At 66.7% G+C, this 25,356-nt stretch carries 21 protein-coding genes; 14 read left to right on the plus strand and 7 right to left on the minus strand.

The genetic code is table 11. The features are described from left to right. The first annotated feature begins 54 nt into the window (after positions 1 to 54). The 3 genes from DCN14_RS04805 (at position 55) to DCN14_RS04815 (ending at position 4,535) form a co-directional block, all read left to right on the plus strand. Positions 55 to 2,184: a TonB-dependent copper receptor gene (locus tag DCN14_RS04805; protein WP_096504027.1), complete on the plus strand. Its 2,130-nt coding sequence runs from the start codon at positions 55 to 57 to the stop codon at positions 2,182 to 2,184. Positions 2,185 to 2,405: 221 nt separating this feature from the next. Then, positions 2,406 to 3,500, plus strand: a complete 1,095-nt coding sequence (locus DCN14_RS04810) for a triacylglycerol lipase (protein ID WP_096504025.1) — start codon at positions 2,406 to 2,408, stop codon at positions 3,498 to 3,500. Positions 3,501 to 3,503: 3 nt separating this feature from the next. Further along, positions 3,504 to 4,535, plus strand: a complete 1,032-nt coding sequence (locus DCN14_RS04815) for a lipase secretion chaperone (RefSeq protein ID WP_096504023.1) — start codon at positions 3,504 to 3,506, stop codon at positions 4,533 to 4,535. Positions 4,536 to 4,544: 9 nt separating this feature from the next. Here the strand turns inward: DCN14_RS04815 and DCN14_RS04820 are convergent, their stop codons facing one another. Continuing rightward, on the minus strand, positions 4,545 to 6,068 hold the full coding sequence (locus DCN14_RS04820; RefSeq protein WP_096504021.1) for a PLP-dependent aminotransferase family protein: 1,524 nt from the start codon (positions 6,066 to 6,068) through the stop codon (positions 4,545 to 4,547). 109 nt (positions 6,069 to 6,177) lie between these two features. On the opposite strand from DCN14_RS04820, the gene DCN14_RS04825 reads away from it, so the two are divergent. The 5 genes from DCN14_RS04825 to DCN14_RS04845 all read left to right on the plus strand — a co-directional run bounded on the left by DCN14_RS04825 (position 6,178) and on the right by DCN14_RS04845 (position 12,322). Further along, on the plus strand, positions 6,178 to 7,275 hold the full coding sequence (locus DCN14_RS04825; RefSeq protein ID WP_096504019.1) for an ABC transporter ATP-binding protein: 1,098 nt from the start codon (positions 6,178 to 6,180) through the stop codon (positions 7,273 to 7,275). A 78-nt stretch (positions 7,276 to 7,353) separates the two neighbouring features. After that, the gene (locus DCN14_RS04830; protein WP_096504017.1) at positions 7,354 to 8,400 is read left to right on the plus strand and encodes an ABC transporter substrate-binding protein; all 1,047 of its coding nucleotides are present in this window, start codon (positions 7,354 to 7,356) and stop codon (positions 8,398 to 8,400) included. Positions 8,401 to 8,499: 99 nt separating this feature from the next. Continuing rightward, complete coding sequence (locus DCN14_RS04835) at positions 8,500 to 9,765, plus strand: ABC transporter permease (RefSeq protein ID WP_162826205.1); 1,266 nt, start codon at positions 8,500 to 8,502, stop codon at positions 9,763 to 9,765. A gap of 61 nt (positions 9,766 to 9,826) precedes the next feature. Continuing rightward, the gene (locus tag DCN14_RS04840; RefSeq protein ID WP_096504013.1) at positions 9,827 to 10,663 is read left to right on the plus strand and encodes an ABC transporter permease; all 837 of its coding nucleotides are present in this window, start codon (positions 9,827 to 9,829) and stop codon (positions 10,661 to 10,663) included. A 240-nt stretch (positions 10,664 to 10,903) separates the two neighbouring features. After that, positions 10,904 to 12,322, plus strand: coding sequence for an MFS transporter (locus tag DCN14_RS04845; RefSeq protein ID WP_096504011.1), 1,419 nt, complete (start codon positions 10,904 to 10,906; stop codon positions 12,320 to 12,322). A gap of 54 nt (positions 12,323 to 12,376) precedes the next feature. Here DCN14_RS04845 and DCN14_RS04850 read toward each other — a convergent pair whose 3' ends face one another. Further along, entirely contained in the window at positions 12,377 to 14,116 is a 1,740-nt protein-coding gene (locus DCN14_RS04850; protein ID WP_096504009.1) for a S53 family serine peptidase, read from the minus strand. Positions 14,117 to 14,818: 702 nt separating this feature from the next. On the opposite strand from DCN14_RS04850, the gene DCN14_RS04860 reads away from it, so the two are divergent. From DCN14_RS04860 to DCN14_RS04870, 3 genes are read left to right on the plus strand one after another with little or no spacing between them, the layout of a single operon-like run. Then, positions 14,819 to 15,142 carry a metalloregulator ArsR/SmtB family transcription factor gene (locus DCN14_RS04860; protein ID WP_063552572.1) on the plus strand — a complete coding sequence of 108 codons (324 nt, stop codon included), beginning with the start codon at positions 14,819 to 14,821 and terminating at the stop codon, positions 15,140 to 15,142. Further along, positions 15,139 to 15,570, plus strand: a complete 432-nt coding sequence (locus tag DCN14_RS04865) for an SRPBCC domain-containing protein (RefSeq protein ID WP_096504007.1) — start codon at positions 15,139 to 15,141, stop codon at positions 15,568 to 15,570. Before DCN14_RS04860 ends, DCN14_RS04865 begins: the two co-directional genes overlap by 4 nt. Next, positions 15,567 to 16,001: a DUF1801 domain-containing protein gene (locus DCN14_RS04870; protein ID WP_096504005.1), complete on the plus strand. Its 435-nt coding sequence runs from the start codon at positions 15,567 to 15,569 to the stop codon at positions 15,999 to 16,001. Before DCN14_RS04865 ends, DCN14_RS04870 begins: the two co-directional genes overlap by 4 nt. 136 nt (positions 16,002 to 16,137) lie before the next feature. Here the strand turns inward: DCN14_RS04870 and acnA are convergent, their stop codons facing one another. The 5 genes from acnA to DCN14_RS04895 form a co-directional block, all read right to left on the minus strand. Continuing rightward, positions 16,138 to 18,855, minus strand: a complete 2,718-nt coding sequence (gene acnA / locus DCN14_RS04875; RefSeq protein ID WP_096504003.1) for an aconitate hydratase AcnA — start codon at positions 18,853 to 18,855, stop codon at positions 16,138 to 16,140. A 52-nt stretch (positions 18,856 to 18,907) separates the two neighbouring features. Beyond that, positions 18,908 to 20,359 carry a bifunctional 2-methylcitrate dehydratase/aconitate hydratase gene (locus tag DCN14_RS04880; RefSeq protein ID WP_096504001.1) on the minus strand — a complete coding sequence of 484 codons (1,452 nt, stop codon included), beginning with the start codon at positions 20,357 to 20,359 and terminating at the stop codon, positions 18,908 to 18,910. Positions 20,360 to 20,378: 19 nt separating this feature from the next. After that, positions 20,379 to 20,882, minus strand: a complete 504-nt coding sequence (locus DCN14_RS04885; protein ID WP_096503999.1) for a hypothetical protein — start codon at positions 20,880 to 20,882, stop codon at positions 20,379 to 20,381. Positions 20,883 to 21,097: 215 nt separating this feature from the next. Beyond that, positions 21,098 to 22,105 (minus strand): aldolase/citrate lyase family protein, encoded by a 1,008-nt coding sequence (locus tag DCN14_RS04890; protein ID WP_096503997.1) that lies wholly within the window; start codon positions 22,103 to 22,105, stop codon positions 21,098 to 21,100. Positions 22,106 to 22,292: 187 nt separating this feature from the next. Continuing rightward, on the minus strand, positions 22,293 to 23,279 hold the full coding sequence (locus tag DCN14_RS04895; protein ID WP_014899969.1) for a malate dehydrogenase: 987 nt from the start codon (positions 23,277 to 23,279) through the stop codon (positions 22,293 to 22,295). A 298-nt stretch (positions 23,280 to 23,577) separates the two neighbouring features. Between DCN14_RS04895 and DCN14_RS04900 the strand changes: the two genes are divergently transcribed. The 3 genes from DCN14_RS04900 (at position 23,578) to sdhD (ending at position 25,353) form a co-directional block, all read left to right on the plus strand. Next, on the plus strand, positions 23,578 to 24,393 hold the full coding sequence (locus DCN14_RS04900) for a GntR family transcriptional regulator (RefSeq protein WP_172441897.1): 816 nt from the start codon (positions 23,578 to 23,580) through the stop codon (positions 24,391 to 24,393). A gap of 170 nt (positions 24,394 to 24,563) precedes the next feature. Continuing rightward, positions 24,564 to 24,980: a succinate dehydrogenase, cytochrome b556 subunit gene (gene sdhC, locus DCN14_RS04905; protein WP_096503993.1), complete on the plus strand. Its 417-nt coding sequence runs from the start codon at positions 24,564 to 24,566 to the stop codon at positions 24,978 to 24,980. 4 nt (positions 24,981 to 24,984) lie between these two features. Next, positions 24,985 to 25,353 carry a succinate dehydrogenase, hydrophobic membrane anchor protein gene (gene sdhD, locus DCN14_RS04910; RefSeq protein WP_096503991.1) on the plus strand — a complete coding sequence of 123 codons (369 nt, stop codon included), beginning with the start codon at positions 24,985 to 24,987 and terminating at the stop codon, positions 25,351 to 25,353. Positions 25,354 to 25,356: the final 3 nt, after the last annotated feature.

The following is a 25,356-nucleotide window of genomic DNA, read 5'->3' on the forward strand; positions in this document are numbered from 1 at the left end:
TATCCGTGCGGTCCGCCGAGACCGCGTGGAGGGCGTCACTCGGGCATTCGATCCATGAACACTTTCTTCTTGCGCGCGCCGACGGCGTCGCGCCATTCCCGTACGCGGCGCGTGCCGCGGATGCTGCAACTCACCGTTCCCGCGCTGGCCGTCAGCGCCATGACCGCGGCGGCTGCCGCCGAACCCGCGAGCGCGGCCGGTACGCCGACCGACGACGCGACCGCGCTGCTGCCGCCCGTCGAGGTCGTCGCGTCGCCGCTGACGACGCCGCTCGTCGTCGTCACCGATCCGAAGACGCCGCGCCAGCCGCTGCCGGCGAGCGACGGAGCGGATTATCTGAAGACGATCCCCGGCTTCACGTCGATCCGCAGCGGCGGAACCAACGGCGACCCGGTGCTGCGCGGGATGTTCGGTTCGCGGCTGAACATTCTCGCGAACGGGCTGCCGACGCTCGGCGCGTGCCCGAACCGGATGGACGCGCCAACTTCGTATATCGCGCCCGAAAGCTATGACAAGGTCACGGTCGTGAAGGGGCCGCAGACCGTGCTGTACGGTCCCGGCGCATCGGCCGGCACCGTGCTGTTCGAGCGCGTGACGCCGCGCTTCGAGCGGCCCGGCATGCGCTTCGAGGGCAGCGTGGTCGGCGGCTCGTTCGGCCGCAACGACCAGAACGTCGACGTGACGGCCGGCACGCCGGATGGATATGGCCGCGTGAGCGCGAACCATGCGCACGCGCAGGACTACAAGGACGGCAACGGCAATACCGTGCCGTCGCAGTGGGACAAGTGGAACGCGGACGCGGCGCTCGGCTGGACGCCCGACGATCACACGCGCGTCGAACTGACGGCCGGCACCGGCGACGGCTACGCGCGTTATGCGGGACGCGGGATGGACGGCGCGCATTTCCGTCGCGAGACGTTCGGCCTGTCGTTCGACAAGCGCCATCTCGGCGACGTGCTCGACCGGATCGAGGCGCGCGTGTACTACAACGAAGCCGACCACGTGATGGACAACACCACGCTGCGGCAGCCCGATCCGACCAGCAGCATGCCGATGCGCATGGCGTCCGAAGTGCGGCGCCGCACGCTCGGCGCGCGCGCAGCGGCGACGTTCCGCTTCGGCGACGACTTCAAGCTCGTGACCGGCGTCGATGCGCAATCGAACCGGCTCGACGCGCGCTCGGCGATGGGGTGGCAGAACTACGGCGACCAGCCGTGGAATGCGCAGGCGACGATGTGGAACGCGGGTGCCTTCGGCGAGCTGACGTGGTACGCGAGCGACGCGTCGCGCGTGATCGGCGGCGCGCGGGTCGACTACGCGAGCGCGCGCGACAAGCGCGCGACGACGAGCGGGATGATGACGAGCAAGCCGAATCCGACCTTCGACGACGATCGCGCGCGCGTGCTGCCGAGCGGCTTCGTGCGCTACGAGCGCGATCTCGCGTCGCTGCCTGTTACCTGGTACGCGGGGATCGGTCACGCGGAACGCTATCCCGACTACTGGGAGCTGTTCTCCGCGCAGCGCGGGCCGGCCGGCTCGATCAACGCGTTCTCCGCGGTGCGGCCGGAGAAGACCACGCAGCTCGACATCGGTGCGCAGGTCAAGAGCGACCGCTTCGACGCATGGGTGTCGGCCTATGCCGGCTATGTGCAGGACTTCATCCTGTTCAACTACGCAGCCGGGATGATGGGCTCGACCACGCAGGCAACCAACGTCAACGCGCAGATCATGGGCGGCGAAGCCGGCGTGTCGTGGCGGCCGGTCGCGCCGCTGCGCGTCGAGACGTCGCTCGCCTACGCGTGGGGGCGCAACGCGACGAGCGGCGAGCCCTTGCCGCAGATGCCGCCGCTCGAGGCGCGCGTCGGGCTTGAATACACGCGCGGCGCATGGTCGGCCGGCGGCCTGTGGCGAGTCGTTGCGCCGCAGCATCGCTATGCACTGAATGAGGGCAACGTGGTCGGCAAGGACTTCGGCCCGGGCGCCGGGTTCGGCGTGCTGTCGCTGCACGCGCAGTACAACGTCAGCAAGAAGGTGCAGGTCTCGATCGGCGTCGACAACGTGCTGAACAAAGCCTATGCCGAGCATCTGAACCTGGCCGGCAACGCGGGCTTCGGCTATCCGGCGAACGCGCCGGTGATGGAGCCGGGGCGTACCGCATGGGTGCGCGTGAGCGCGAAGCTGTAACGCCCATCGCGCATGTGCGATGCAGCATGCGCGCGTACGAACGCGGCCCCGCCTGAACGGGCGGGGCGCGTCAACCGATTAGAGAACCGTATCTAGTCGGGGCGCAAACGTTCGCGACTCGTGATTCACTCCCGCATTCGACGCACACGGTGCCGGCGACGCATCGTGCACGTCGATCCGATCTCATTCGTACCGGCAGCACAATAATCAGGAGAACATGCATGGCCAGATCGATGCGTTCCAGGGTGGTGGCAGGGGCAGTGGCATGCGCGATGAGCGTCGCGCCGTTCGTCGGGACGACCGCGGCGGTGACGCTCGCGACGACGCACTCGGCGATGGCGGCAATCGCGCCGGTGGACAACTACGCGGCGACGCGCTATCCGATCATCCTCGTGCACGGGCTCACCGGCACCGACAAGTACGCAGGCGTGCTCGAGTACTGGTACGGTATCCAGGAGGACCTGCAGCAGCACGGCGCGAACGTCTATGTCGCGAACCTGTCGGGCTTCCAGAGCGACGACGGCCCGAACGGGCGCGGCGAACAGCTGCTCGCGTACGTGAAGACGGTGCTCGCTGCGACGGGCGCGGCCAAGGTGAACCTGATCGGCCACAGCCAGGGCGGCCTGACGTCGCGCTATGTCGCCGCGGTCGCGCCCGATCTCGTCGCGTCGGTGACGACGATCGGCACGCCGCATCGCGGCTCCGAGTTCGCCGACTTCGTGCAGGGCGTGCTCGCGAACGATCCGACCGGCCTGTCGTCGTCGGTGATCGCCGCGTTCGTCAATGTGTTCGGGGTCCTGACGAGCAGCAGCCACAACACCGACCAGGATGCGCTCGCCGCGTTGAAGACGCTGACGACCGCCCAGGCCGCAACGTACAACCAGAATTATCCGAGCGCCGGCCTCGGCGCGCCGGGCAGTTGCCAGACGGGCGCGCCGACGGAGACGGTCGGCGGCAACACGCATCTGCTGTATTCGTGGGCCGGCACGGCGGTCCAGCCGACGATCTCCGCGTTCGGCGTCACGGGTGCGACGGATACGAGCACGATTCCGTTGATCGACCCGGCCAACGCGCTCGACTTGTCGACGCTCGCACTGCTCGGCACCGGCACGGTGATGATCAATCGCGGCTCGGGCCAGAACGACGGGCTGGTGTCGAAGTGCAGCGCGCTGTACGGGAAGGTGCTCAGCACGAACTACAAGTGGAACCACCTCGACGAGATCAACCAGTTGCTCGGCGTGCGCGGCGCGTACGCGGAGGATCCGGTCGCGGTGATCCGCACGCATGCGAACCGGCTGAAGCTCGCGGGCGTGTGATCGATGACGGCACGTGAAGGACGCGCGCCGCTCGCGCGGCGCGTTGCGCTCTACGGGGCGGTGGGGCTCGCGGCGATTGCCGGCGCGGCGCTCTGGAGCGGCGCGGCATCGCATCGCGGCGCGGCTGCCCCGCGCACGTCGGCCGATGCGGCAGCGCTCGGCGGCGTGGCCGCGGCGCCGCAGGCTGCGGTGCCGGCGAGCGCGGGCCTGCCGTCGCCGCTTGCCGGTTCGAGTGCGCCGCGGCTGCCGCTCGATGCCGGCGGCCATCTTGCGAAGTCGCGCGCGGTGCGCGATTTCTTCGACTACTGCCTGACCGCGCAGAGCGACCTGAGCGCGGCCGCGCTCGATGCGCTCGTCGTGCGCGAGATCGCCGCGCAGCTCGACGGCACGGTCGCGCAGCCCGAAGCGCTCGACGTCTGGCACCGATACCGTGCGTATCTCGATGCGCTCGCGAAACTGCCGGATGCGGGGGCGGTCGACAAGTCCGATTTCGGTGCGCTGCAGCTCGCACTCGACCAGCGCGCGTCGATCGCCTACCGGACGCTCGGCGACTGGAGCGCGCCGTTCTTCGGGGCGGAGCAGTGGCGGCAGCGCTACGATCTCGCGCGGCTGAAGATCATGCGGGACCGCACGCTGACGGATGCGCAGAAGGCCGAGCGGCTCGCGGCGCTTGCGCAGCAGATCCCGGCGGACGAGCGGGCGGCGCAGCAGCGGATCGACCGGCAGCGCGCCGCAATCGACCAGATCACGCAGTTGCGGAAAAGCGGGGCGACGCCGGACGCGATGCGCGCGCAACTCACGCAGACGCTGGGCCCGGAGGCCGCCGCGCGCGTCGCGCAGATGCAGCAGGACGATGCGTCGTGGCAGAGCCGCTACGCCGACTATGCGGCGCAGCGTGCGCAGATCGATGCAGCCGGGCTGTCGCCGCAGGACCGCGACGCGCAGATTGCCGCGCTGCGGCAACGCGTGTTCACCCAGCCCGGTGAAGCGGTGCGCGCGGCCTCGCTCGACCGCGGCGCGGCCGGCGCGAACTGACGCGCACGGTCATGCCGCGCGGGTGAAGCGCCGCGGCAGATGCTGCTCGATGGTTTGCGCGAGCGTGTCGAACGCGGGGCCGATTCCTTCGTGCGCGACGCATGCATAGCCGAGCAGCAGCCCGCGCCGTGCGGTGTCCATGCGGCTGTAGTAGCTCGTGAGCGGGCGCACGATCACGCCCGCGTCGAACGCGCTCTGCGTGACGACGCGATCGTCGCACGCGTCGGGCAGCCCGAGCACCAGATGCAGGCCGGCTTCGTCGCCCATCACGGGCAGCGCGTCGCCGAAGCGGGTGCGGATCGCGTCGATCAGCAATTGCCGGCGCTCGCCGTACAGCGTGCGCATGCGCCTGACGTGCGAAGTCAGGTGGCCGTCCATGATGAATTCGGCGAGCACGGCCTGCTGCATCAACTGGCCCTCGCGGTACAGCTCCGACAATCCAGTGCGGAACGTGTCGACCAGATGCTCGGGCACCACCATGTAGCCCATCCGCAGGCCCGGGAACAGCATCTTGCCGAGGCTGCCGACGTAGATCACGCGGCCGCCGTCGTCGAGCCCCTGCAGCGACGCGAGCGGCCGGCTGCCATAGCGGAATTCGCTGTCGTAGTCGTCCTCGATGATCCAGCAGCGGTGCTGCCGCGCGTATTCGAGCAGCATCCGGCGCCGCGCGAGACTCATCACCATGCCGAGCGGATATTGATGCGACGGCGTGACGAGCACGAGCCGCGGCGGATGCCGCATGTCGCTCGCGCGCGGATCGATCCCTTCGTCGTCGACCGGCACCGGTGCGAGCGTGAGGCCGGTCGCCTGCAGCACGCTGCGCACGCCCCAGTAGCACGGCTCCTCGACCCACGCGCGATCGCCGATGTCGGACAGCAGCCGCACCGCGAGGTCGATCGACTGGTGGATGCCGGTCGTGATGATCACCTGATCCGGCGAGCATTTGACCGAGCGCGCGACGCGCAGGTAGTCGGCCAGCGCGCGGCGCAGCGGCCGGTAGCCGCCGCCCGGCGCGTAGGTCAGCAGTTCCGGGTTCGCTTCCTTCCACAGTCGCGCCTGCAGGCGACTCCACGTGCGGCTCGGAAATTCCGATACGTCCGGCACGCCCGGCATGAACGCGCCCCACTGGCGCCGCGACACACCCGCGTGTTCGATCAACTGTCGGCCGCGCGTCGACAGCACGTCCTGCGCATCCGGCAGCGGCGGCGCACCGGCGGCCGGCGACGACGGCGCGGCGCCCGGCGTGGGGATCGCGGCGGTATCCGGACGCGTATCGGCGACATAGGTGCCGCTGCCGGTCGTCGTCAGCACGTAGCCTTCGGCCGTGAGCTGGTCGTACACGTGCAGCACGGTATTGCGGGCGATCGACAGGTCGGCCGCGAGCGTGCGTGAACTCGGCAGTTTTGTCCCTGGCCCCAATTCTCCGGTCAGGATGGCTTGCTGCATCAGTTGCAGCAATTGCCGGTACATCGGCTCGGGCGAGCTGCGGTCGATACGGGCGGAGAGCCAGTCGGCGACGATCACGGTGTCCAAAGTGGTCCCACTCGGAATATTGAAATGGTTCCCTATTGTAGAACCGTATGCGCCGTATAGTGGTTCGCATCTCAAAAATGATTGTCGCGCAGCAGGGGAGACAGCCACGATGAAGTCCGATGATGTGATCGTCAGTTTTCGCGGTGTGCGGAAGACCTACGATGGCGAGACGCTGGTCGTCAAATCGCTCGACCTCGATATCCACCGGGGGGAATTCCTGACGCTGCTCGGGCCGTCGGGCTCGGGCAAGACCACCTGCCTGATGATGCTGGCCGGCTTCGAATTTCCGACCGGCGGCGAGATCCGGCTCGACGGCGAACTGTTGAATACCGTGCCGCCGCACAAGCGCAACATCGGCATGGTGTTCCAGAACTACGCGCTGTTCCCGCACCTGACGGTCGAGCAGAACGTCGCGTATCCGCTGACGGTGCGCAAGCTGTCGGCGGCCGAGCGCGCGGAGCGCGTCGCGCATGCGCTGAAGATGGTGCAGATGGAGCGCTTCGCGAAGCGCTATCCGGCGCAGTTGTCGGGCGGTCAGCAGCAGCGCATCGCGCTTGCCCGTGCGCTCGTGTTCGAGCCGAAGCTCGTGCTGATGGACGAGCCGCTCGGCGCGCTCGACAAGCAGTTGCGCGAACACATGCAATACGAACTGAAGGCGCTGCACGAGAAGCTCGGCGTCACGTTCGTCTACGTGACGCACGACCAGGGCGAGGCGCTGACGATGTCCGATCGTGTCGCCGTGTTCGACAAGGGCATCGTGCAGCAGCTCGATACCGTCGACCGCCTGTACGAGTCGCCGTGCAACGAATTCGTCGCGAACTTCATCGGCGACAGCAACCGGCTGCGCGGCACCATCGCGCGCGTCGACGGCGAATTCTGCGAGTTCCGGCTCGACGATGGCACGACGCTGCGTGGCCGCCGCATCGGCGATGCGGCCGAAGGCGCGTCGGCCATCGCATGCATCCGCCCCGAGCGCATGAGCCTCGCGAACGGGCACGCACCCGTGAGCGATGCGGCCAACCGCATGGCCGGCGAAGCGCGCAGCCTCATCTATTTCGGCGATCACGTGCGCATGCGTTGCGCACTGCCGGGCCAGGACGAATGTTTCGTGAAGGTGCCGCTCGGCACGGGCGCGCTCGACGTGTTCTCGCCCGGTGCGCCGGTGTCGCTCGCATTCGCGCCCGAGCACCTGCGCGTGTTCGCGTAACACATGGTTTTCCCGATTTTCCGCAGCACGTCGTCAACAACAACTGCCCACTTCCACCACGAGAGGAGAGGAACCACCATGAACCGAGCAAGCTTTACCGCGCGTCGCACCGCGGTCGCACTGGCGCTCGCCGCTTTCGGCGTATCGGCCGCGGCGGCCGAACTCACGGTCGTCAACTTCGGCGGCGCGAACGGCGACGCGCAGAAGGTCGCGTTCAACCAGCCGTTCGAGAAGGCGACCGGCAACAAGGTCACGGCCGTCGAATACAACGGCGAGCAGGCCAAAGTAAAGGCGATGGTCGAGGCGAAGCACGTCAACTGGGACGTGGTCGAGGTCGAATCGGGCGACCTGAACCGCGGCTGCGACGAAGGGCTGTACGAGAAGCTCGACTGGTCGAAGATCGCGAAGAAGTCCGATCTGATTCCGGAGTCGCCGCAGGTGTGCGGTGTCGGCTTCTTTGTGTGGTCGACCGCGCTGTCGTACAACGCGGACAAGCTCAAAACGGCGCCCACCGGCTGGGCCGATTTCTGGAACGTGAAGAAATTCCCCGGCAAGCGCGGGATGCGCAAGGGCGCGCGCTACAACCTCGAGTTCGCGCTGATGGCCGACGGCGTCGCGCCGAAGGACGTGTACAAGGTGCTCGCCACGAAGGCCGGCCAGGACCGCGCGTTCAAGAAGCTCGACGAGTTGAAGCCGAACATCCAGTGGTGGGAGGCCGGCGCGCAGCCGCCGCAGTTCCTGGTCGCCGGCGACGTCGTGATGTCGACCGCGTACAACGGCCGCATCGACGCCGCGCAGAAGGAAGGGAAGAACCTGAAGGTCGTGTGGAACGGCAGCATCTACGACCTCGACTACTGGGCGATTCCGAAGGGCTCGCCGAACAAGGCGCTCGCCGAGCAGTACATCGCGTACACGCTGACGCCGAAGCCGCAGCAAGGGTATGCGCAGCACATCGCGTACGGCCCCGCGAACGTCGCGGCGATCAAGTCGCTCGACGCGAAGACGCTCGCGAACCTGCCGAACTCGCCGGCCAACGGCAAGAACGCGGTGCTGGAGGATATCGGCTTCTGGACCGACCACAGCGACGAGCTCGAGCAGCGCTTCGCCGCGTGGGCGACGAAGTAACCGTTCAGGAATCCTGATGCAACCGGCCGCGCGGCGCGCTGAACGCGTCGCGCGGCATTCCGCCGGATCGCGCCCGGCCGGAGAGAACCGTTGAACACGATGACGATCGCTCCTTCCTCGCCGTCGACAGCCGCGCTCAAGCGCGAACTGAAGGCTGCCGAGGCCCGCAAGCGCACGATGGCGCTGCTGCTGATCGCACCGCTTGCGATCTTCCTGTTGCTCATCTTCGTCGTGCCGATCGGCACGCTGCTCACGCGCGCGGTGCAGAACCCCGAGATCGCGACCGCGCTGCCGAACACGATCGCCGCGCTGTCGGGCTGGGACCGCAAGACGCCGCCGTCCGACGCCGCGTATGCCGCACTCGCGGCCGACATGACGAAGGTCGCCGACAGCGAGGCGATGGGCGCGCTCGCGCGGCGCCTGAATACCGAGATTCCCGGCTATCGTTCGCTCGTCGCGAAGACGGCGCGCGCGATGCCGCTGAAGGACGACAACGATACCGCCGCCGCGGCGCTCACGCCTGCACAGACGCGCGCGAAGCTGATCGACCTCGATTCCCGCTGGGGAGACGTCGCATACTGGCAGTCGATCGCGAAGAACGGCAGCCAGCTGTCGCCGTTCTACCTGCTTGCGTCGCTCGACCACAAGCAGGATGGCTTCGGCCACATCGTGCAGGCCGATCCCGACCAGTCGATCTATCTCGCGATCTTCGGCCGCACGTTCGTGATCGGCGTTGCGGTCACGCTGTTCGCGCTGCTGCTCGGCTATCCGCTCGCGTACTGGATCTCGACGCTGTCGGAGCGCCGCGCGAACCTCGTGATGATTCTCGTGCTGATCCCGTTCTGGACCTCGGTGCTGGTGCGCGTCGCCGCGTGGATCGTGCTGCTGCAAAGCGAAGGGCTGATCAACAAGGCGCTGATCGGCAGCGGGTTGATCTCGCATCCGCTGACGCTGCTGTTCAACCGCGTCGGCGTCTACATCTCGATGACGCACATCCTGCTGCCGTTCATGATCCTGCCGCTCTACAGCGTGATGAAGTCGATTCCGCCGACTTACCAGCGCGCGGCCGTGTCGCTCGGCAGCCATCCGTTCGCCGCGTTCTGGCGCGTGTACGTGCCGCAGACCTATCCGGGCATCGGCGCGGGTGCGCTGCTCGTGTTCATCCTCGCGATCGGCTACTACATCACGCCCGCGCTGCTTGGCGGTCCGAACGACCAGATGGTCAGCTACTACGTCGCGTACTTCACGAACGTGACGATCAACTGGGGCATGGCGTGCGCGCTGGGCGGCCTGCTGCTCGCCGCGACGCTGGTGCTGTATGCGGTGTACGGGCGCTTCACGCGCACGAACGTGAGCCTCGGCTGAGCGTCGCGCCCGGCGCGATGCACACAAAACGAATACGCAATACGAGAAGGGGATGCCGACCATGAAACTCGCCAGGCCGCTGTTCGCGCCGCACATGTCGTTCGTCGAGCGCGCGTGGTACGTCGCGTTGCGCGTGCTCGTCGTGCTCACGCTGCTGTACCTGATCCTGCCGGTGCTCGCGATCGTGCCGCTGTCGTTTTCGTCGAGCACGTTCCTCGTCTATCCGATTCCCGGCTTCTCCACGCGCTGGTACGAGAACCTGATCGCGTCCGACGACTGGCGGATGGCCGCGAAGAACAGCTTCATCGTCGCGCCGTCGGCGACCGTCGTCGCGACCGTGCTCGGCACGCTCGCCGCCATCGGGCTCACGAAGGCGAACTTCCGCGGCAAGGCGCTGCTGATGGCCGTGCTGCTGTCGCCGATGATCGTGCCGGTCGTCGTGGTCGGCGTCGGCATGTATTTGTTCTTTGCGCCGCTCGGGCTCGCGAATACGTACACGGGCTTGATCGCCGCGCACGCGGCGCTCGGCGTGCCGTTCGTCGTCACGACGGTTGCCGCCACGCTGCAGGGCTTCAATTACAACCTCGTGCGCGCCAGCCTGTCGCTCGGCGCGAATCCGGTGACGACGTTTTTCCGCGTGACGCTGCCGGTGATCGCGCCGGGCGTGATGTCGGGCGCGCTGTTCGCATTCGCGACGTCGTTCGACGAAGTCGTCGTCACGCTGTTCCTCGCGGGCGCGGACCAGACGACGCTGCCGCGCCAGATGTTCACCGGGATCCGCGAGAACATCAGCCCGACGATCGCCGCGCTCGCGACGATCCTGATCATTTTCTCGACCAGCCTGTTGCTCGCGCTTGAATGGTTGCGCGGGCGCAACGCGCGGCGCGCGGTGAGCTGACTGCTGCCCGGGCGCCATTCGGCGTCACCGGTGGTTGGGTACTCGACGCCGCCGCGGACGCCATGCGGCGCGCCGAAACTTTCATTTGTCTGACTGACGAAGCGGTTGCCTGCACGTTCCATGCGGCTCTGCAACAATACGGTTTCCGGTGACGCGCGTCCCGTTCCTGCTGCACGGATCGCCCGTTGCCGCGCCGCTCAACCCGCGACGCAGCGCGTCGCTCGTCAGCCGAGCCTCATCTTGTCCGAATTCGCTTCCCCCGCCGGCGCCCGCGAGCCGGCCGTCAACTGGCGCGCGATGTCCGCCGTGCTGCTGGCCGTCGCGCTCGCGACGCTCGACACCGCGATCGCGAACACCGCGCTGCCCGCGATCGCCGCCGACCTGCACGCGTCGCCTGCCGCGTCGGTGTGGATCATCAATGCCTATCAGCTTGCGATGGTCGCGACGCTGCTGCCGTTCGCCGCGCTTGGCGACATCGTCGGCCACAAGCGCGTGTATATCGCGGGCCTCGCGGTGTTTACGCTCGCGTCGCTCGGCTGCTCGCTCGCAACGACGCTGCCGCAGCTGACGGCCGCGCGGATCGTGCAGGGCTTCGGCGCGAGCGCGATCATGAGCGTGAACGTCGCGCTGATCCGCAACCTGTTTCCCGCGCACCGGCTCGGGCGCGGCGTCGGCTTCAACGCGCTCGTCGTCGGCGTGTCGTTCGCGGTGGGGCCGACGATCGCGTCGTTGATCCTGTCGGTCGCTGCGTGGCCGTGGCTGTTCGCGGTCAACGTGCCGCTCGGCGTGGTCGCGCTTGCAGTGGCGATTCCGTCGCTGCCGCAGACGGCGCGCGGCAAGCATGCGTTCGATCCGCTCGCCGCGCTGTTCAACGTGATCACGTTCGCATCGCTGATCTTCGCGCTCGGCGAATTCGCGCAGCGCGGGCCGCTGTCCGTCGTGTTCGCGGCAGCGGCGGTCGCGCTTGCGTTCGGCTGGCTGCTGATCCGCCGCCAGGCCGGGCACCCGGCGCCGATGCTGCCGGTCGACCTGTTTCGCCGCCCCGTATTCACGCTGTCCGCGCTGACGGCCGTGTGCGCGTTTGCCGCGCAGGGCCTCGCGTTCGTCTCGCTGCCGTTCTACTTCGAAACCGTCCTGCATCGCAGCGCGGTCGAGACCGGATTCCTGATGACGCCGTGGTCGGCGGTCGTCGCGCTGGCCGCGCCGATCGCGGGCCGGCTGTCCGATCGCTATCCGCCCGGGTTGCTCGGCGCAATCGGGCTCGCGCTGTTGAGCGCGGGGATGGTATCGCTCGCCGCGCTGCCGGCGACGCCGGACGTATTCGACATCGGCTGGCGGATGATGCTGTGCGGTGCGGGCTTCGGCTTCTTCCAGTCGCCGAACCTGAAGGCGCTGATGTCGAGCGCACCGCCCGAGCGCAGCGGCGGCGCGAGCGGGATCATCGCGACCGCGCGGCTGATCGGGCAGGCGACGGGGGCGGCACTCGTCGCGCTGTCGTTCGGGATCGCAGGCCGGCACGGGCCGACGCTTGCGCTGATGCTCGGCGCGGGTTTTGCCGGCGCCGCGAGCGTCGCGAGCGGGCTGCGGCTGTTCGCGCCGTCGCATCGGGCCGGCGCGCCGGTTGCAACGGTGCCGGTGAAGGAGCAGGCGACGGAGTAGAGCGCCGGCGCCCGCAAACCCTTCGGCCGGCGCGCGCCGGCCTTCGCATCACGCTCAGAAGCCGCCCGTCTGGATCAGCTTGTTGAAGTTCGCGATGTTCAGGCTGCCGAAGCCGGTCGTATAGTCCCAGCCGGTGCCTGCGTTGTAGCCGTACCCCTGATAGCCGTTGTTGCCCGACACGACGTCATAGCGCACGAGCGACGGGTTCGACGGAATATCCGCATAGAACTTGCCGGCCGGGAAACCGAGATCCGTGCCGTTCGCCGCGAGCAGCCGTGCCCAGAAACCGGTGAAGATCGGTGCGGCGAGGCTCGTGCCGCCGCTCTGCTGCAACTGGCCGTAGTTGTAGATATACGCGCCGGTGCTTTGCGCGGCGTCGAACGATATGTCGGGCAACTGACGATTGCCGCCCGACTGCCATGCCGGCGCCGGCAGGATCGTGCTGACGCCGCCGCCTGTCGCCCACAGCTTGCCGTTGCCGTCGAGGCCTTCGTTCCATACCGTTTCGTTCGAGAACGCACCCGCCGACGTCGTGTACAGCGTCGTGCCGCCGACCGCGACCACGTGCGGCGAAGCCGCTGGCCACGATACCGTGTAGTTCGCGCCGTCCGGGTAGCCGCGGTTGTTGCACTCGTACACGCCTTCGTCGCCTGACGACACGGAGAACGTCTGGCCTTGTGCGGCGGCCGTCGTGAAGATCTGTTCTTCGGCGTCGATCGTGCCGTCCGCGTTCGCGTCGGTCTCGCACCAGCCGAGCGACACGTTGATCACCTTCGCGGTGTTGTCCGATACCGCGCGGTTGAACGCCTGCGTGAGCCCCGTGTTGCCGGATGCGTTGAGGTCCGCCATGTAGAACACGAGCTTGCCGACCTGGCCGCCGGCCGAGCCGACGATCGACTGGCTGTCGAGATCCCATTCGCCCTGGCCGTCCTGGTCGTCGCTGTAGCTGCCGCTCGTGCCGGTGCCGTTGGTCTTGACGGCTTGCGTCGAGACCGTGCCGTAACCGTTGCTCGACGTGAACTGCTTCAGATCCTGCTGCGTTTGCGATACCCCGCCGATCGTGACGATGCCGACGGTCACGCCGGCCGCGGTCGGCACCCCCGTCGCGTTGTAGAGGCCCGGGAATTCCTTCGGATAGTGGCCGGTGGCCGTGCCGGCCGCGACGGCCTGCGGTTTCGCGACGTTGCCGATGCGCAGCATCGGCCGTGCACGCGCGACGTTCTGCAGCCCGAGCACCGAGCCGACGATGCCGCCGAGCGCACGCGGCACCTGTGCGCTCGATGCATTCGCGAAGCCCGAGTGTCCTGCATACTGGAAATGCACGAGCGACGTGTTGAACGCGGTCTTGACCGTGCCGGCCGTGCCGCGCGCGGAGACCAGCAGCCGGTTCGGCGCGACCTCGATGTTCACGAAACCGCTCTTGCGCAGATAGTCGACGACCGACTTCACTTGCGCTTCGGTCGGCGCGTAGCTGGCGAGGAACTGCTCGTGCGTGAGGTACTGGCGGTAATGCGCGTTGCCGGGCCGGTTCACGTCGTGCGCGAGCTGCTTGAGCTGCGCCGCGTTGCGCAGCTTCAGGCTGACGACGACGTCGGTCGTCTCGCCGGCCGCGAGTTCGAGCGACGGCGCCGCGCTGCGCGCCATCAGTTGCGGGCCGGTCAGAAAGGCCTTCGTGTGGGTGTCGACCCAGTCCGTCGTCGCATGCGCTGCGCCGGCGGCGAGCACGAGCGGCCACGCGCACGCGAGGCGGCGGGGCGACGGAAGGGGGAGGGCAAACCAGGCGTTCCTTTTCATCGGGAGTCCTTTTTAGGAGAGACGACGTTGCTGGAACCCCCGGCCCTTGTGGGGCCGCGAGCGGTGACGAGCGTAGGGTGTCGGTGCCGTTCCGGTAGCTGCCAGTTTCCACAGCTGTCAGTTCTGACATCGGCGTGCCCGCGCGTATCCGCTGCGTCGTTCATGCCGGCGGCAGCGTTCGCCAGCAGAGGGAACCGGTTCGCGACGCGATCGCACGACGGTCGACGACGTTTGCGCGCACGACTCGTCCGTTGCGGTATCGGAATGCGCGCGATGGCGGAACGAAGCGCCGTGCGCGTGCATTGCCTTCGACCGGCCGTGGGCGCGTCGCGCGTTGCACTATGTGGTCAAGTGCTGCCGCGGTGCCGGCGCGACGACGCCCGGATGCGCGGATGCACAAAAACGGGGCCGGTCGCTCGCGAGCGTTTCCCGAACTGTGGAACAGCGCATTGCCGAGTCTTGCAGCGTGCTTTCGGTTCGCGGCGCACGCGGGCGGATTAGAGTGAATGCTCGAATGCGGGCGGCAACCGGGACCCGAGGCACGGTGACGTCCGTCGTACGCCGGTTCGTCGATGTCCCGCCGGTTCCGGCGAACGCGGCACGCGGCGGGATCGAACAGCGTCCACCCGCGAAATTCCTCCTTGACGTGTGGCGATCTCGCGCTATCCTTCAATCCATAACCATTGGGTTATGAATTCAACCATGCAAACCGCTCACGACATGCTGTTCAGGACGCTTGCCGACCCGACGCGCCGCGCGCTCTTCGAGCGGCTGTGCGAGGAGGGCGAGCTGACGGTTGCCGCGCTGACTGCCCACGCGGGCGTGTCGCAGCCGGCTGTTTCGAAGCATCTGGGCGTACTCAAGCAGGCCGGGCTCGTGAGCGATCGCCACGAAGGCCGGCAGACGCACTACAGCGCACAGCCGCAAGCGCTGACTCCGTTGATCGACTGGACCAGCCAGATGGCCGGCTTCTGGCAGAACCGGTTCGATGCTCTCGAAGATCTGCTCAAAAGGATGGATCAATGAACCAGACCACCACCGAAACGCGTACCGTCGTCGTCGAACGGGAACTGTCGCATCCGCCGGAGAAGATCTGGCGTGCGCTCACGCAACCGCACCTGATCGAGGCGTGGCTGATGAAGAGCGACTTCGAGCCCGTCGCGGGCCGCGCATTCAGCTTTCGCGCCGACTGGGGTTCGGTCGACTGCAAGGTGCTGACGATCGAGCCGCAGCGCGCGCTGTCCTATACGTGGGCCGCCTACGGCCTCGAAAGCGTCGTCACGTGGACGCTCACGCCGACCGCTGGCGGCACGCTGCTGCGCATGGAGCAGGCCGGCTTTCGCACGGATCAGGAACAGGCATACCGCGGCGCTCAACACGGGTGGACGCAATTCTTCGCATCGCTCGAGCAGGTGCTGGCGCGCCCCGATGACGATCCGGAGGTTCACGCATGACTGCTGCGGACCCGAGCCCGTCCGGGCGTATCGACGCGCTGATCGCGGGGCTCGTCGACTGGCGCGGCAAGACGCTCGCCGAGCTGCGCGAGACGATCCTCGCGGTCGACGATGGCATCGTCGAGGAATGGAAATGGATGGGCAGCCCCGTGTGGGAGTGCGACGGGATGATCGCGGTCGGCAACGCGCACAAGGGCAAGGTGAAGCTGACGTTCATGCATGGCGCGCACGTGCCCGATCCCGACCGGCTGTTCAACGACGGTCTCGACGGCAACGCGCGGCGTGCGATCGATTTTTTCGAGGGGGACAAGGTCGACAAGCGAGCGCTGAAGCGTCTCGTTCGCGCGGCGATCGACTACAACCGGGCGCACCTGAAGAAGAACGCACGGGCCGGCACGGGCACCCGGAAGCGTAGCGACAAGGCCGCATAACGCGCTGGCGTACCAGCACGCCGGCGCGATCCCCGGCCGTCCTCGATGAACCAAAAAAAAGCCCGACACGAGGTCGGGCATCCAAATCGGCCGCAACCGCCGCGAGGCGGCTGCGGCACCTGCAAAAGCCGCGCGCTTACGCTGCGAGCAGCGAGCGCAGCACGAACGGCAGGATCCCGCCGTGCTTGTAGTAGTCGACTTCGATCGGCGTATCGATGCGCAGCAGCACCGGCACGCGGGTCGTTTCGCCGTTCTTGCGGTTGATCACGAGCGTGACGTCCTGCTGCGGCTTGAAGTCGTCGCCGAGGCCTTCGATGTCGTACGTCTCTTCGCCGGTGATGCCGAGCGACTGGACGCTGTCCGAGCCCTTGAACTGCAGCGGCAGCACGCCCATGCCGACGAGGTTCGAGCGGTGGATCCGCTCGAAGCTGCGTGCGATCACGGCCTTCACGCCGAGCAGTTGCGTGCCCTTCGCGGCCCAGTCGCGCGACGAGCCCGTGCCGTACTCTTCGCCCGCGAACACGACGGTCGGCGTGTCGGCTGCGACGTACTGCATTGCCGCGTCGTAGATCGACTGCTGCTCGCCGCTCGGCTGGTGGATCGTCAGGCCGCCTTCGACGCGCGTGCCGTCCGCCTTCGCCGGGATCATCAGGTTCTTGATCCGGACGTTCGCGAACGTGCCGCGCATCATCACGTCGTGGTTGCCGCGGCGCGAGCCGTAGCTGTTGAAGTCGGCCTTCTGCACGCCGTTTTCCTTCAGCCACTTGCCTGCCGGCGAGTCTTCCTTGATCGAGCCTGCCGGGCTGATGTGGTCGGTCGTGACGGAGTCACCGAAGATGCCCAGTGCGCGTGCGCCCTTGACGGTCGGGATCGACGCGGCCGGTTCCATCGAGAAGTCGTTGCCGAAGAACGGCGGCTCCGCGATGTACGTCGACTTCGGCCAGTCGTAGACCTGGCCCGTTTCGCCCTCGATCTTGCTCCAGAGGTCGCCCTTCTTGGTCAGGTGCGCGTAGTTCTTCTCGAACTTTTCCGGATCGAGCGCGTACTTGAGTAGCGCATGGATTTCCTCGCTCGACGGCCAGATGTCGCCGAGGTAGATGTCGCGGCCGCCCTTGCCCTTGCCGACCGGCTCGGTCATCAGGTCGCGCGTGATGTTGCCGGCGATCGCGTACGCGACGACCAGCGGCGGCGACGCGAGGAAGTTCGCGCGGATGTTCGGGTGGATGCGCGCTTCGAAGTTACGGTTGCCCGACAGCACGGCTGCCGCGACGATGTCGTTCTTCGTGATCGCTTCGTTCAGCTCCGGCGTCAGGTCGCCCGCGTTGCCGATACAGGTCGTGCAGCCGTAGGCCGCGAGTTCGAAACCGAGCTTCGACAGGTAGGGCAGCAGGCCCGTCTTCGTCAGGTATTCGGTGACGATGCGCGATCCCGGCGCGAGCGAGGTCTTGATCTTCGGATCGACCGTGAGGCCGGCCTCGACCGCCTTCTTCGCGAGCAGGCCGGCAGCCAGCAGCACGCTCGGGTTCGACGTGTTCGTGCACGACGTGATCGCGGCGATCAGCACGTCGCCGTTCTTCACGTCGACGCCGTTGCTCGTCGTGTATTGCGTGCCCAGGTCGTCCGCCTTCTTCGCGAAGCCGTTTTCCGCGACCGGCTTCGAGAACAGGTCGGTGAACGTCGACTTGACGTTGCCGATCTCGATGCGGTCCTGCGGGCGCTTCGGGCCGGCCAGCGACGGTGCGACCGTCGCGAGATCCAGCGTCACCGTCTTCGTGTAGTCGATGTCGCCGGCCTTCGGGATGCCGAACAGCTTCTGCGCCTTGAAGTAGTTTTCGAACGCGGCGATTTCCGCCTTCGTGCGGCCCGTGCCTTCGAAGTAGTCGATCGTCTTTTCGTCGACCGGGAAGAAGCCCATCGTCGCGCCGTATTCCGGCGCCATGTTGCCGATCGTCGCGCGGTCCGGCAGCGACAGCGACTTCGTGCCCTCGCCGAAGAACTCGACGAACTTGCCGACGACCTTCTCCTTGCGCAGCATTTCGGTGATCGTGAGCACCAGGTCGGTGGCCGTCACGCCTTCGCGCAGCTTGCCCTTCAGCTCGACGCCGACGACGTCCGGCGTCAGGAAATACACCGGCTGGCCGAGCATGCCGGCTTCAGCCTCGATGCCGCCCACGCCCCAGCCGACCACGCCGATGCCGTTGATCATCGTCGTGTGGCTGTCCGTGCCGACCAGGGTGTCCGGGTAGTACACGGTGTCGCCGCCGTCCGCCTTCTTGTGGACGCCGCGTGCGAGATACTCGAGGTTCACCTGGTGGACGATGCCCACGCCCGGCGGCACGACCTTGAACGTGTCGAACGCCTGCATGCCCCACTTCATGAACTGGTAGCGCTCGTTGTTGCGCTGGAATTCCAGCTTCATGTTCAGGTCGAGCGCGTCCTTCTGGCGGAAGTAGTCGATCTGGACCGAGTGATCGACGACGAGATCGACCGGGACCAGCGGCTCGATCTTCTTCGGGTTCTTGCCCGTGCGCTCCGCGACGCCGCGCATGGCCGCGATGTCGGCGAGCAGCGGCACGCCCGTGAAGTCCTGCAGCACCACACGCGACACCACGAACGGAATCTCGTCGACGCGCTTGGCCGTCGGCTTCCAGTTCGCCAGTTGCTCGATGTGCTCTTCGGTGATCTTCTTGCCGTCGTAGTTGCGCAGCACGGACTCGAGCACGATGCGGATCGACACCGGCAGGCGTTCGATCTTCGTCTTCAGTTCCTTGCCGAGCTGCGGCAGCGAGTAGAACTTGCCTTTGCCGGAACCGCTGTCGAATTCCTTGAGGGTCTTGTGGAGATTGTGGGCCATGGTGATTTTCCTGGGTTTAAGGCTAGGAAACAAAGAGTCTCGTATTTGACGGCTATATCACATACAAGTCGACGTACTCATCGACCGGCATCGCTTCGAGCTTTGCCTGGTCCAGCGACACGTCGAGAATCGCTTGTTGCTGCTTTGCCGGGAAACGGCGGGCGAGGTTGGTCCTGAATTTCTCGACCAGGAGCGGGATGCCGTCCGCACGGCGTCGCTGATGGCCGATCGGGTATTCGACCGCCACTTCGGCAAGCTTCGATCCGTCCGCGAATTCGATCGTCAGCGCGTTCGCGATCGATCGCTTGGCCGGGTCATGGTAATCCTTCGTGAACCGCGGGTCCTCGACGCACACCGTTTTCGCGCGCAGCGCGTCGATGCGCGGGTCGGCGGCGACCGAATCCTCGTAGTCGGCCGCGGTCAGCCGGCCGAACAGCAGCGGCACGGCGACCATGTACTGGATGCAGTGGTCGCGGTCGGCCGGATTGGCGAGCGGGCCCTGCTTGTCGATGATGCGGATCGCGGCCGCGTGCGTGCGGATCGTGATCCGGCTGATCTCGTCGGTCGTGCGGCCCGCGGCGGCGAGTTGCGCGTGCAGCTGCAGCGCGGCCTCGGCGGCCGTCTGCGCATGGAATTCGGCGGGGAACGCGATCTTGAACAGCACGTTCTCCATCACGTAGGTGCCGTACGGACGCTGGAAGCGGAACGGCTTCCCGTCGAACAGCACGTCGTAGAAGCCCCAGGTTTTTGCGGTGAGCGCCGACGGGTAGCCCATTTCACCCGTTTTCGCGATCAGCGCGAGGCGCACCGCGCGGGACGTGGCGTCGCCGGCCGCCCACGACTTGCGCGAACCGGTGTTCGGCGCGTGGCGGTAGGTGCGCAGCGACTGGCCGTCGACGAACGCGTTGGACACCGCGTTGATCAGCTCGTCGCGCGTGAGCCCGAGCAGGCGCCCGACGACGGCCGTCGACGCGACCTTCACGAGCAGCACGTGGTCGAGCCCGACGGCATTGAATGAATTCTCGAGCGCGAGGCAGCCCTGGATTTCGTGGGCCTGGATCATCGCGACGAGCACGTCGCGCATGGCAAGCGGCTTCCTGCCGGCCGCGACGGCCGTGCGGGACAGCCAGTCGGCCGTCGCCAGGATCCCGCCGAGATTGTCGGACGGGTGGCCCCATTCGGCGGCGAGCCAGGTGTCGTTGAAGTCCAGCCAGCGGATCATCGCGCCGATGTCGAAAGCGGCCTGGACGGGATCGAGCTGGAAGGACGTGCCCGGCACCTTCGCGCCGTTCGGCACGATCGTGCCGGGCACGACGGGGCCGAGCAGCTTGGTGCAGGCAGGGTAGGACAGCGCCTCGAGTCCGCATCCGAGCGTGTCGATCAGGCAATGACGCGCCGTCTCCAGCGCGAGCGCGCTGTCGATGCCGGTGTTCAGCACGTAGTCGACGATATCGACGAGTACCGAATCCGGCGCAGGGCGGACGTTGGAGACCGGGGCGGACATCGAGGTCTGGGAGACGCGCTTAGTTCGTGGCCGGCTTCAGCTCGTTCGACTGCGTCGGCGCTGCGGCGCCTTGCGCCATTTCCGGCGTCACGCACTCGTCGGCGAGACGCTCGCCGCCGTTCGCGTCGGTGAACAGCATCGCCTTGCTCGGGATCACGATCAGCTTGAAGCCGTTGGCCGGATCGTAGAACGTATCGGCGCCCGTCGTCGTGGCCTGACGCGGCAGCTTGTAGTTCTTCTTCGCCCAGTGAACCGTGACGACCTGGTCGCGCTTCATGTCACCGGCGAGATCGAACGACAGACCGTCCTTGCACGACCACTTGACCGCGCCGTCCGGCACCGGATCGACCTTGGCCGCGGCGCGCGCCTGGGCCTTCTTGCTGCGCGGGATGATGCGCTTGGCCGGCGCCGGGCGCTTGGCCGTCTTCTTCGCGGTCGTACCCTGGGCGAACGCGCTCGGAGCCGACACCAGCATCGTGGCGGACAATGCGCCGATGGCGGTAGCGATCAGGAGTTTCTTCATGGAGTCAGAACCTTTCGATAATCAGTTGACAAGGGCCGGCATCCGCCGGCCGGTTTGAAACTGCACGCGCCCCGGAAGCGCGCAGCGGCCGCTATTTTCACCTATTTGGCTGCGCATATTTCAGGTTTTCGGGCTCCGTTACGTTTTTTGTCGTTTCGCAAACCTGTATCGGGTTCACGCTCCAGCGATTCGATGAAATCCGTGTGTCGGCACGCTTACCGGGCCGCGCCGGCTGCGCTCGGGCCGAACAGCGGCGCGGCCTCGGCCGGCACGGGCTGGCCGGTTGCCCGCGCGCGGCGCAGCACCGACCAGTAATAGCGGTAGCTCGCGCGGTCGTGCAGGGTATCGCCGTGGCGCGTCGGGCCCCAGTCGGCCGCCTGCGCGGCCAGCAGGATCCCGGCGGCCAGCGCGACTTCGTCGGTGCGCGGCGCGAACGCGTCGACGATCGGGCGAATCTGCGCCGGATGGATGCTCCACATCCGCGTGAACGCGAACGCGTCGCGTGCGCGGCGCGCATCGCCGGCGACGACGCTCATGTCGCGCACTTCGGTCGTTACGTTGTGCGACGGCGTCTTGCCGTGCGCGTGGCAGGCCGCGGCGATTTCCAGCTTCGCGCGGCGCACGAGCGGGTGGTCGAACTGGCCGGGCGAGCGCATTGCCGCGTCGGGGATCGCGCCATGATGCGCGGACACGAAGTCCATCAGCCCGAAGCTCAGCGTGCCGACCAGCGGCAGCGCGGCGAGGGCGGCCGCCTGCGCGAGCGCGCCGTGCGTCTCGACCAGCACGTCGACCGGAATCGGTTGTGCGAGGCCGAGCTCGCGGCGCGTGCCTTCGATGAACGCGACCATCTCGGCCGCGTCGGCGGCGCTCGCGATCTTCGGCAGCGTGATGTAGGCCGGCGCGCAGGCGGCGCGCAGCACGATGCGCACGTCGTCGCGCCAGTGGGAATGGGAAAAATCGTGGATGCGTACGCCGACCCGCCCGAAGCGGTTTTCGGCGCTGCCGAGGCATTCGGCGACGAGCTGCGCGTGCGCGGCCTCCTGGCCGACGGCCGCGCCGTCCTCGCAGTCGAGCGTAATGTCGAATACGGGGCCGAGCTCGGCCTGGAGCGCGAGCGACTTGCGCATCAGCTTCTCGCTGCCCGCGTAGTGATCGCAGCAGGGCAGGATCGCGGGCGGGGACGCCCCGTCGTACAGCACTTGTGCAGGAGTGAGCGCGGACATCTCTTCTACGTCCAGGAAGCGGGCAACGTGGAGAAAATCGGATTCGGGCGCGTTCTGGGCCGGCGCGTGGAGCGCTTGGGGCGGCAAAACGTGCCCGGATCGGATCGGGCGGCGGCGCATGCATGCAGGTGCCGCCGTCCGTGCCGTGACCGGGCCGCCCGCAGGCGGCCCGGCAGTGCATCCTTGCTTAGTTCTTCAGCAGGTGAGCGACGCCGTCGCGCTCTTCGAGCAGCTCGGCCAGCGTGCCGTCCATCTTCTCGCGCGAGAACGCGTCGATTTCCAGGCCTTCGATACGCTTGTACTCGCCGTTTTCGCAAACGACCGGCACGCCGTAGATGATGTCTTCGGGGATGCCGTACGAGCCGTCCGACGGGATACCCATCGTGACCCACTTGCCGTTCGTGCCGAGCACCCAGTCACGGACGTGGTCGATCGCCGCGTTGGCCGCCGACGCTGCCGACGACAGGCCGCGCGCTTCGATGATCGCCGCGCCGCGCTTGCCGACGGTCGGGATGAACGTGTCGCGGTTCCACACGTCGTCGTTGATCAGCTTCAGCAGCGATTCGCCTTCGACGGTCGCGAAGCGGAAGTCCGGGTACATCGTCGGCGAGTGGTTGCCCCACACGGCGAGCTTCTCGATCGATGCGACCGGCTTGCCCGACTTGGCTGCCAGTTGCGACAGCGCGCGGTTGTGGTCGAGGCGCAGCATGGCCGTGAAGTTCTTCTTCGGCAGATCCGGCGCCGACTTCATCGCGATGTATGCGTTGGTGTTCGCCGGGTTGCCGACGACCAGCACCTTGACGTCGCGGCTCGCGACTTCGTTCAGTGCGGCGCCCTGGACCGTGAAGATCTCGGCGTTTGCCGACAGCAGGTCCTTGCGCTCCATGCCCTTCGAGCGCGGACGTGCGCCGACCAGCAGTGCGACGTCAGCATCCTTGAATGCAACCTTCGGATCGTCGGTGATCACGACGCCCGCGAGCAGCGGGAACGCGCAATCGTCGAGTTCCATCACGACGCCTTTGACGGCGGCTTGGGCTTGCGGGAGGTCGAGCAGTTGCAGGATGACCGGCTGGTCCTTGCCGAGCAGGTCGCCGTTCGCGATGCGGAACAGCAGGGAGTAAGCGATTTGACCTGCGGCGCCGGTGACGGCAACGCGCTTTGCGGGCTTAGCCATTGAAAATCTCCAGGACGGGTGAAGCGGTGGACGCTAGGCAAAACGCCATTCTATGCGCGTTATGCGTAGCGTTGCATTGAAGCAGGGCTGAGGACTCGCGAAAGGCAGACGCGGTGAACCTGGAGACGGCCGTGGCACGTAGCCGGGGACGCGTATTTGCACCCGCGAACCCTTGCTCGCCCCGGAGTGTAGGAGCCGTCGGGCCCAAAGTCAAACGGTATCATATGTCTTATATAAGACAGATGTTTTGCGGAATTTGAGTGGACGAAAAAGCGCGGTTTGTGATGAAATGCGCGCCATGACATCGAACCAGGCGAACAACGCGAATCCGACCGGCGCAGGCGGCCCAGGGCAGCCGGGCGCGGGTGATTCCGTGCCGGCGCCTGCCGTTTCGGCGTCGCCGACATTCAGTCCGTTATACCAGCAGATCAAGTCATTGATCACGCAAAGTCTCGAAACCGGTGAATGGAAGCCGGGCGAGATCATCCCGAGCGAAGTGGAGCTCGCGGCCCGTTACAAGGTCAGCCAGGGCACCGTTCGCAAGGCGATCGACGAACTGGCCGCCGAAAACCTCGTGGTTCGCCGGCAGGGCAAGGGCACTTTTGTTGCGACGCACAACGAGGATCGCGCGCAGTTCCGCTTCCTTCGTTTGCTGGCCGACGACGGTGCCGAGCACCCGCACGTGAGCCGCCTGCTCGAATGCCGGCGCCTGCGCGCGCCGGCCGAGATCGCGCGGCAGCTCGACCTGAAGCCGGCGGATCCGGTCGTGCAGGTGCGGCGCCTGCTGGAATTTGACAGCGAAGTGACGGTGCTCGACGAGATCTGGCTGCCGGGCGCGATGTTCCGCGGGCTCACGTTCGAGCGGCTCAGCGAGTACAAGGGGCCGCTCTACGCGATGTTCGAGACGGAGTTCGGCACGCGGATGATCCGCGCGACGGAGAAGATCCGCGCCGTGGCGGCGGAGCCGGCCGTGGCCGACCTGCTGCACGTGCCGGCGGGTTTTCCGTTGCTTTCGGTCGAGCGCGTGTCCTATACATATGGCGACCGGCCAGTGGAAGTGCGACGCGGCTGGTATGTCACAACCGGGTATTACTATCAGAATGACTTGAGCTGACGACGTATCGGCACAAGCAGCGTGCATGCGCGTTTCCCACCTTCGCGTAGCACGTTTCGGGCCGCCTTTATTCTCGTTCGCGTAACGATCCAGAGCAGACTTTCGCTGCAGCGCGATATAAAAAGGCGCTAAAATTGCGGATTAGTGTGACAACATAGTAGGGGTCTAGCATGACTGATGCAGTAAGAAAGCCGAGGCCGGAATACCGGAACATCGGATTCGGCGATATCACGATGAAATACCGCATGCCGCTGGCGGCGATATTGTCGATCCTCCATCGAATCAGCGGCGCGCTGCTGTTCCTGTTCCTGCCGTTCCTGCTGTTCCTCTTCGACCAGAGCCTCACCTCCGAGCTGAGCTTCGAAGTCTTCAAGGCTTTCCTCTCCAACATCGTCGTCAAGCTGATCGTCCTCGCGCTGTCGTGGGCGTTCCTCCACCATTTCTGCGCCGGCATTCGCCACCTGCTGATGGACGTCAACCACGACGCCGTCACGAAGGAAGGCGGCAAGCGGACGGCAGTCGTCGTCTTTGTCGTCTCGATCGCCCTGACGATCGCCATGGCACTCAAACTGTTCGGAGCGTTCTAAGAAAATGGCAGCCAACAACCGAATCGGCTCGAAGCGCCTCGTCGTCGGCGCTCACTACGGCCTGCGCGACTGGCTCGCGCAACGCGTCACCGCCACGATCATGGCGGTCTATACGATCATCCTGCTCGCCCTGTTCTTCGGCGCGCACGACTTCTCGTACGAAGGCTGGGCATCGATCTTCTCCGCACAGTGGATGAAGCTCGCGACCTTCGTGACGCTGCTTTCCCTCTTCTACCACGCATGGGTCGGCGTGCGCGACATCTGGATGGACTACGTGAAGCCCGTCGGTGTGCGCCTGCTGCTGCAATCGCTGACCATCGTCTGGCTGCTCGCATGTGCGGGCTACGCCGCGCAGATTCTCTGGAGAGTGTAAAGA

It is taken from the genome of Burkholderia sp. IDO3 (assembly GCF_003366075.1).
GTDB lineage: Bacteria > Pseudomonadota > Gammaproteobacteria > Burkholderiales > Burkholderiaceae > Burkholderia > Burkholderia anthina.

Bases quoted from the DNA above. Each gene is read 5' to 3' on its own strand.
- DCN14_RS04805 (WP_096504027.1), top strand. From the start codon at position 55: ATGAACACTTTCTTCTTGCGCGCGCCGACGGCGTCGCGCCATTCCCGT.
- DCN14_RS04810 (WP_096504025.1), top strand. From the start codon at position 2,406: ATGGCCAGATCGATGCGTTCCAGGGTGGTGGCAGGGGCAGTGGCATGC.
- DCN14_RS04815 (WP_096504023.1), top strand. From the start codon at position 3,504: ATGACGGCACGTGAAGGACGCGCGCCGCTCGCGCGGCGCGTTGCGCTC.
- DCN14_RS04825 (WP_096504019.1), top strand. From the start codon at position 6,178: ATGAAGTCCGATGATGTGATCGTCAGTTTTCGCGGTGTGCGGAAGACC.
- DCN14_RS04830 (WP_096504017.1), top strand. From the start codon at position 7,354: ATGAACCGAGCAAGCTTTACCGCGCGTCGCACCGCGGTCGCACTGGCG.
- DCN14_RS04835 (WP_162826205.1), top strand. From the start codon at position 8,500: ATGACGATCGCTCCTTCCTCGCCGTCGACAGCCGCGCTCAAGCGCGAA.
- DCN14_RS04840 (WP_096504013.1), top strand. From the start codon at position 9,827: ATGAAACTCGCCAGGCCGCTGTTCGCGCCGCACATGTCGTTCGTCGAG.
- DCN14_RS04850 (WP_096504009.1), bottom strand. From the start codon at position 14,116: ATGAAAAGGAACGCCTGGTTTGCCCTCCCCCTTCCGTCGCCCCGCCGC.
- DCN14_RS04860 (WP_063552572.1), top strand. From the start codon at position 14,819: ATGCAAACCGCTCACGACATGCTGTTCAGGACGCTTGCCGACCCGACG.
- DCN14_RS04865 (WP_096504007.1), top strand. From the start codon at position 15,139: ATGAACCAGACCACCACCGAAACGCGTACCGTCGTCGTCGAACGGGAA.
- DCN14_RS04870 (WP_096504005.1), top strand. From the start codon at position 15,567: ATGACTGCTGCGGACCCGAGCCCGTCCGGGCGTATCGACGCGCTGATC.
- acnA (WP_096504003.1), bottom strand. From the start codon at position 18,855: ATGGCCCACAATCTCCACAAGACCCTCAAGGAATTCGACAGCGGTTCC.
- DCN14_RS04880 (WP_096504001.1), bottom strand. From the start codon at position 20,359: ATGTCCGCCCCGGTCTCCAACGTCCGCCCTGCGCCGGATTCGGTACTC.
- DCN14_RS04885 (WP_096503999.1), bottom strand. From the start codon at position 20,882: ATGAAGAAACTCCTGATCGCTACCGCCATCGGCGCATTGTCCGCCACG.
- DCN14_RS04890 (WP_096503997.1), bottom strand. From the start codon at position 22,105: ATGTCCGCGCTCACTCCTGCACAAGTGCTGTACGACGGGGCGTCCCCG.
- DCN14_RS04895 (WP_014899969.1), bottom strand. From the start codon at position 23,279: ATGGCTAAGCCCGCAAAGCGCGTTGCCGTCACCGGCGCCGCAGGTCAA.
- DCN14_RS04900 (WP_172441897.1), top strand. From the start codon at position 23,578: ATGACATCGAACCAGGCGAACAACGCGAATCCGACCGGCGCAGGCGGC.
- sdhC (WP_096503993.1), top strand. From the start codon at position 24,564: ATGACTGATGCAGTAAGAAAGCCGAGGCCGGAATACCGGAACATCGGA.
- sdhD (WP_096503991.1), top strand. From the start codon at position 24,985: ATGGCAGCCAACAACCGAATCGGCTCGAAGCGCCTCGTCGTCGGCGCT.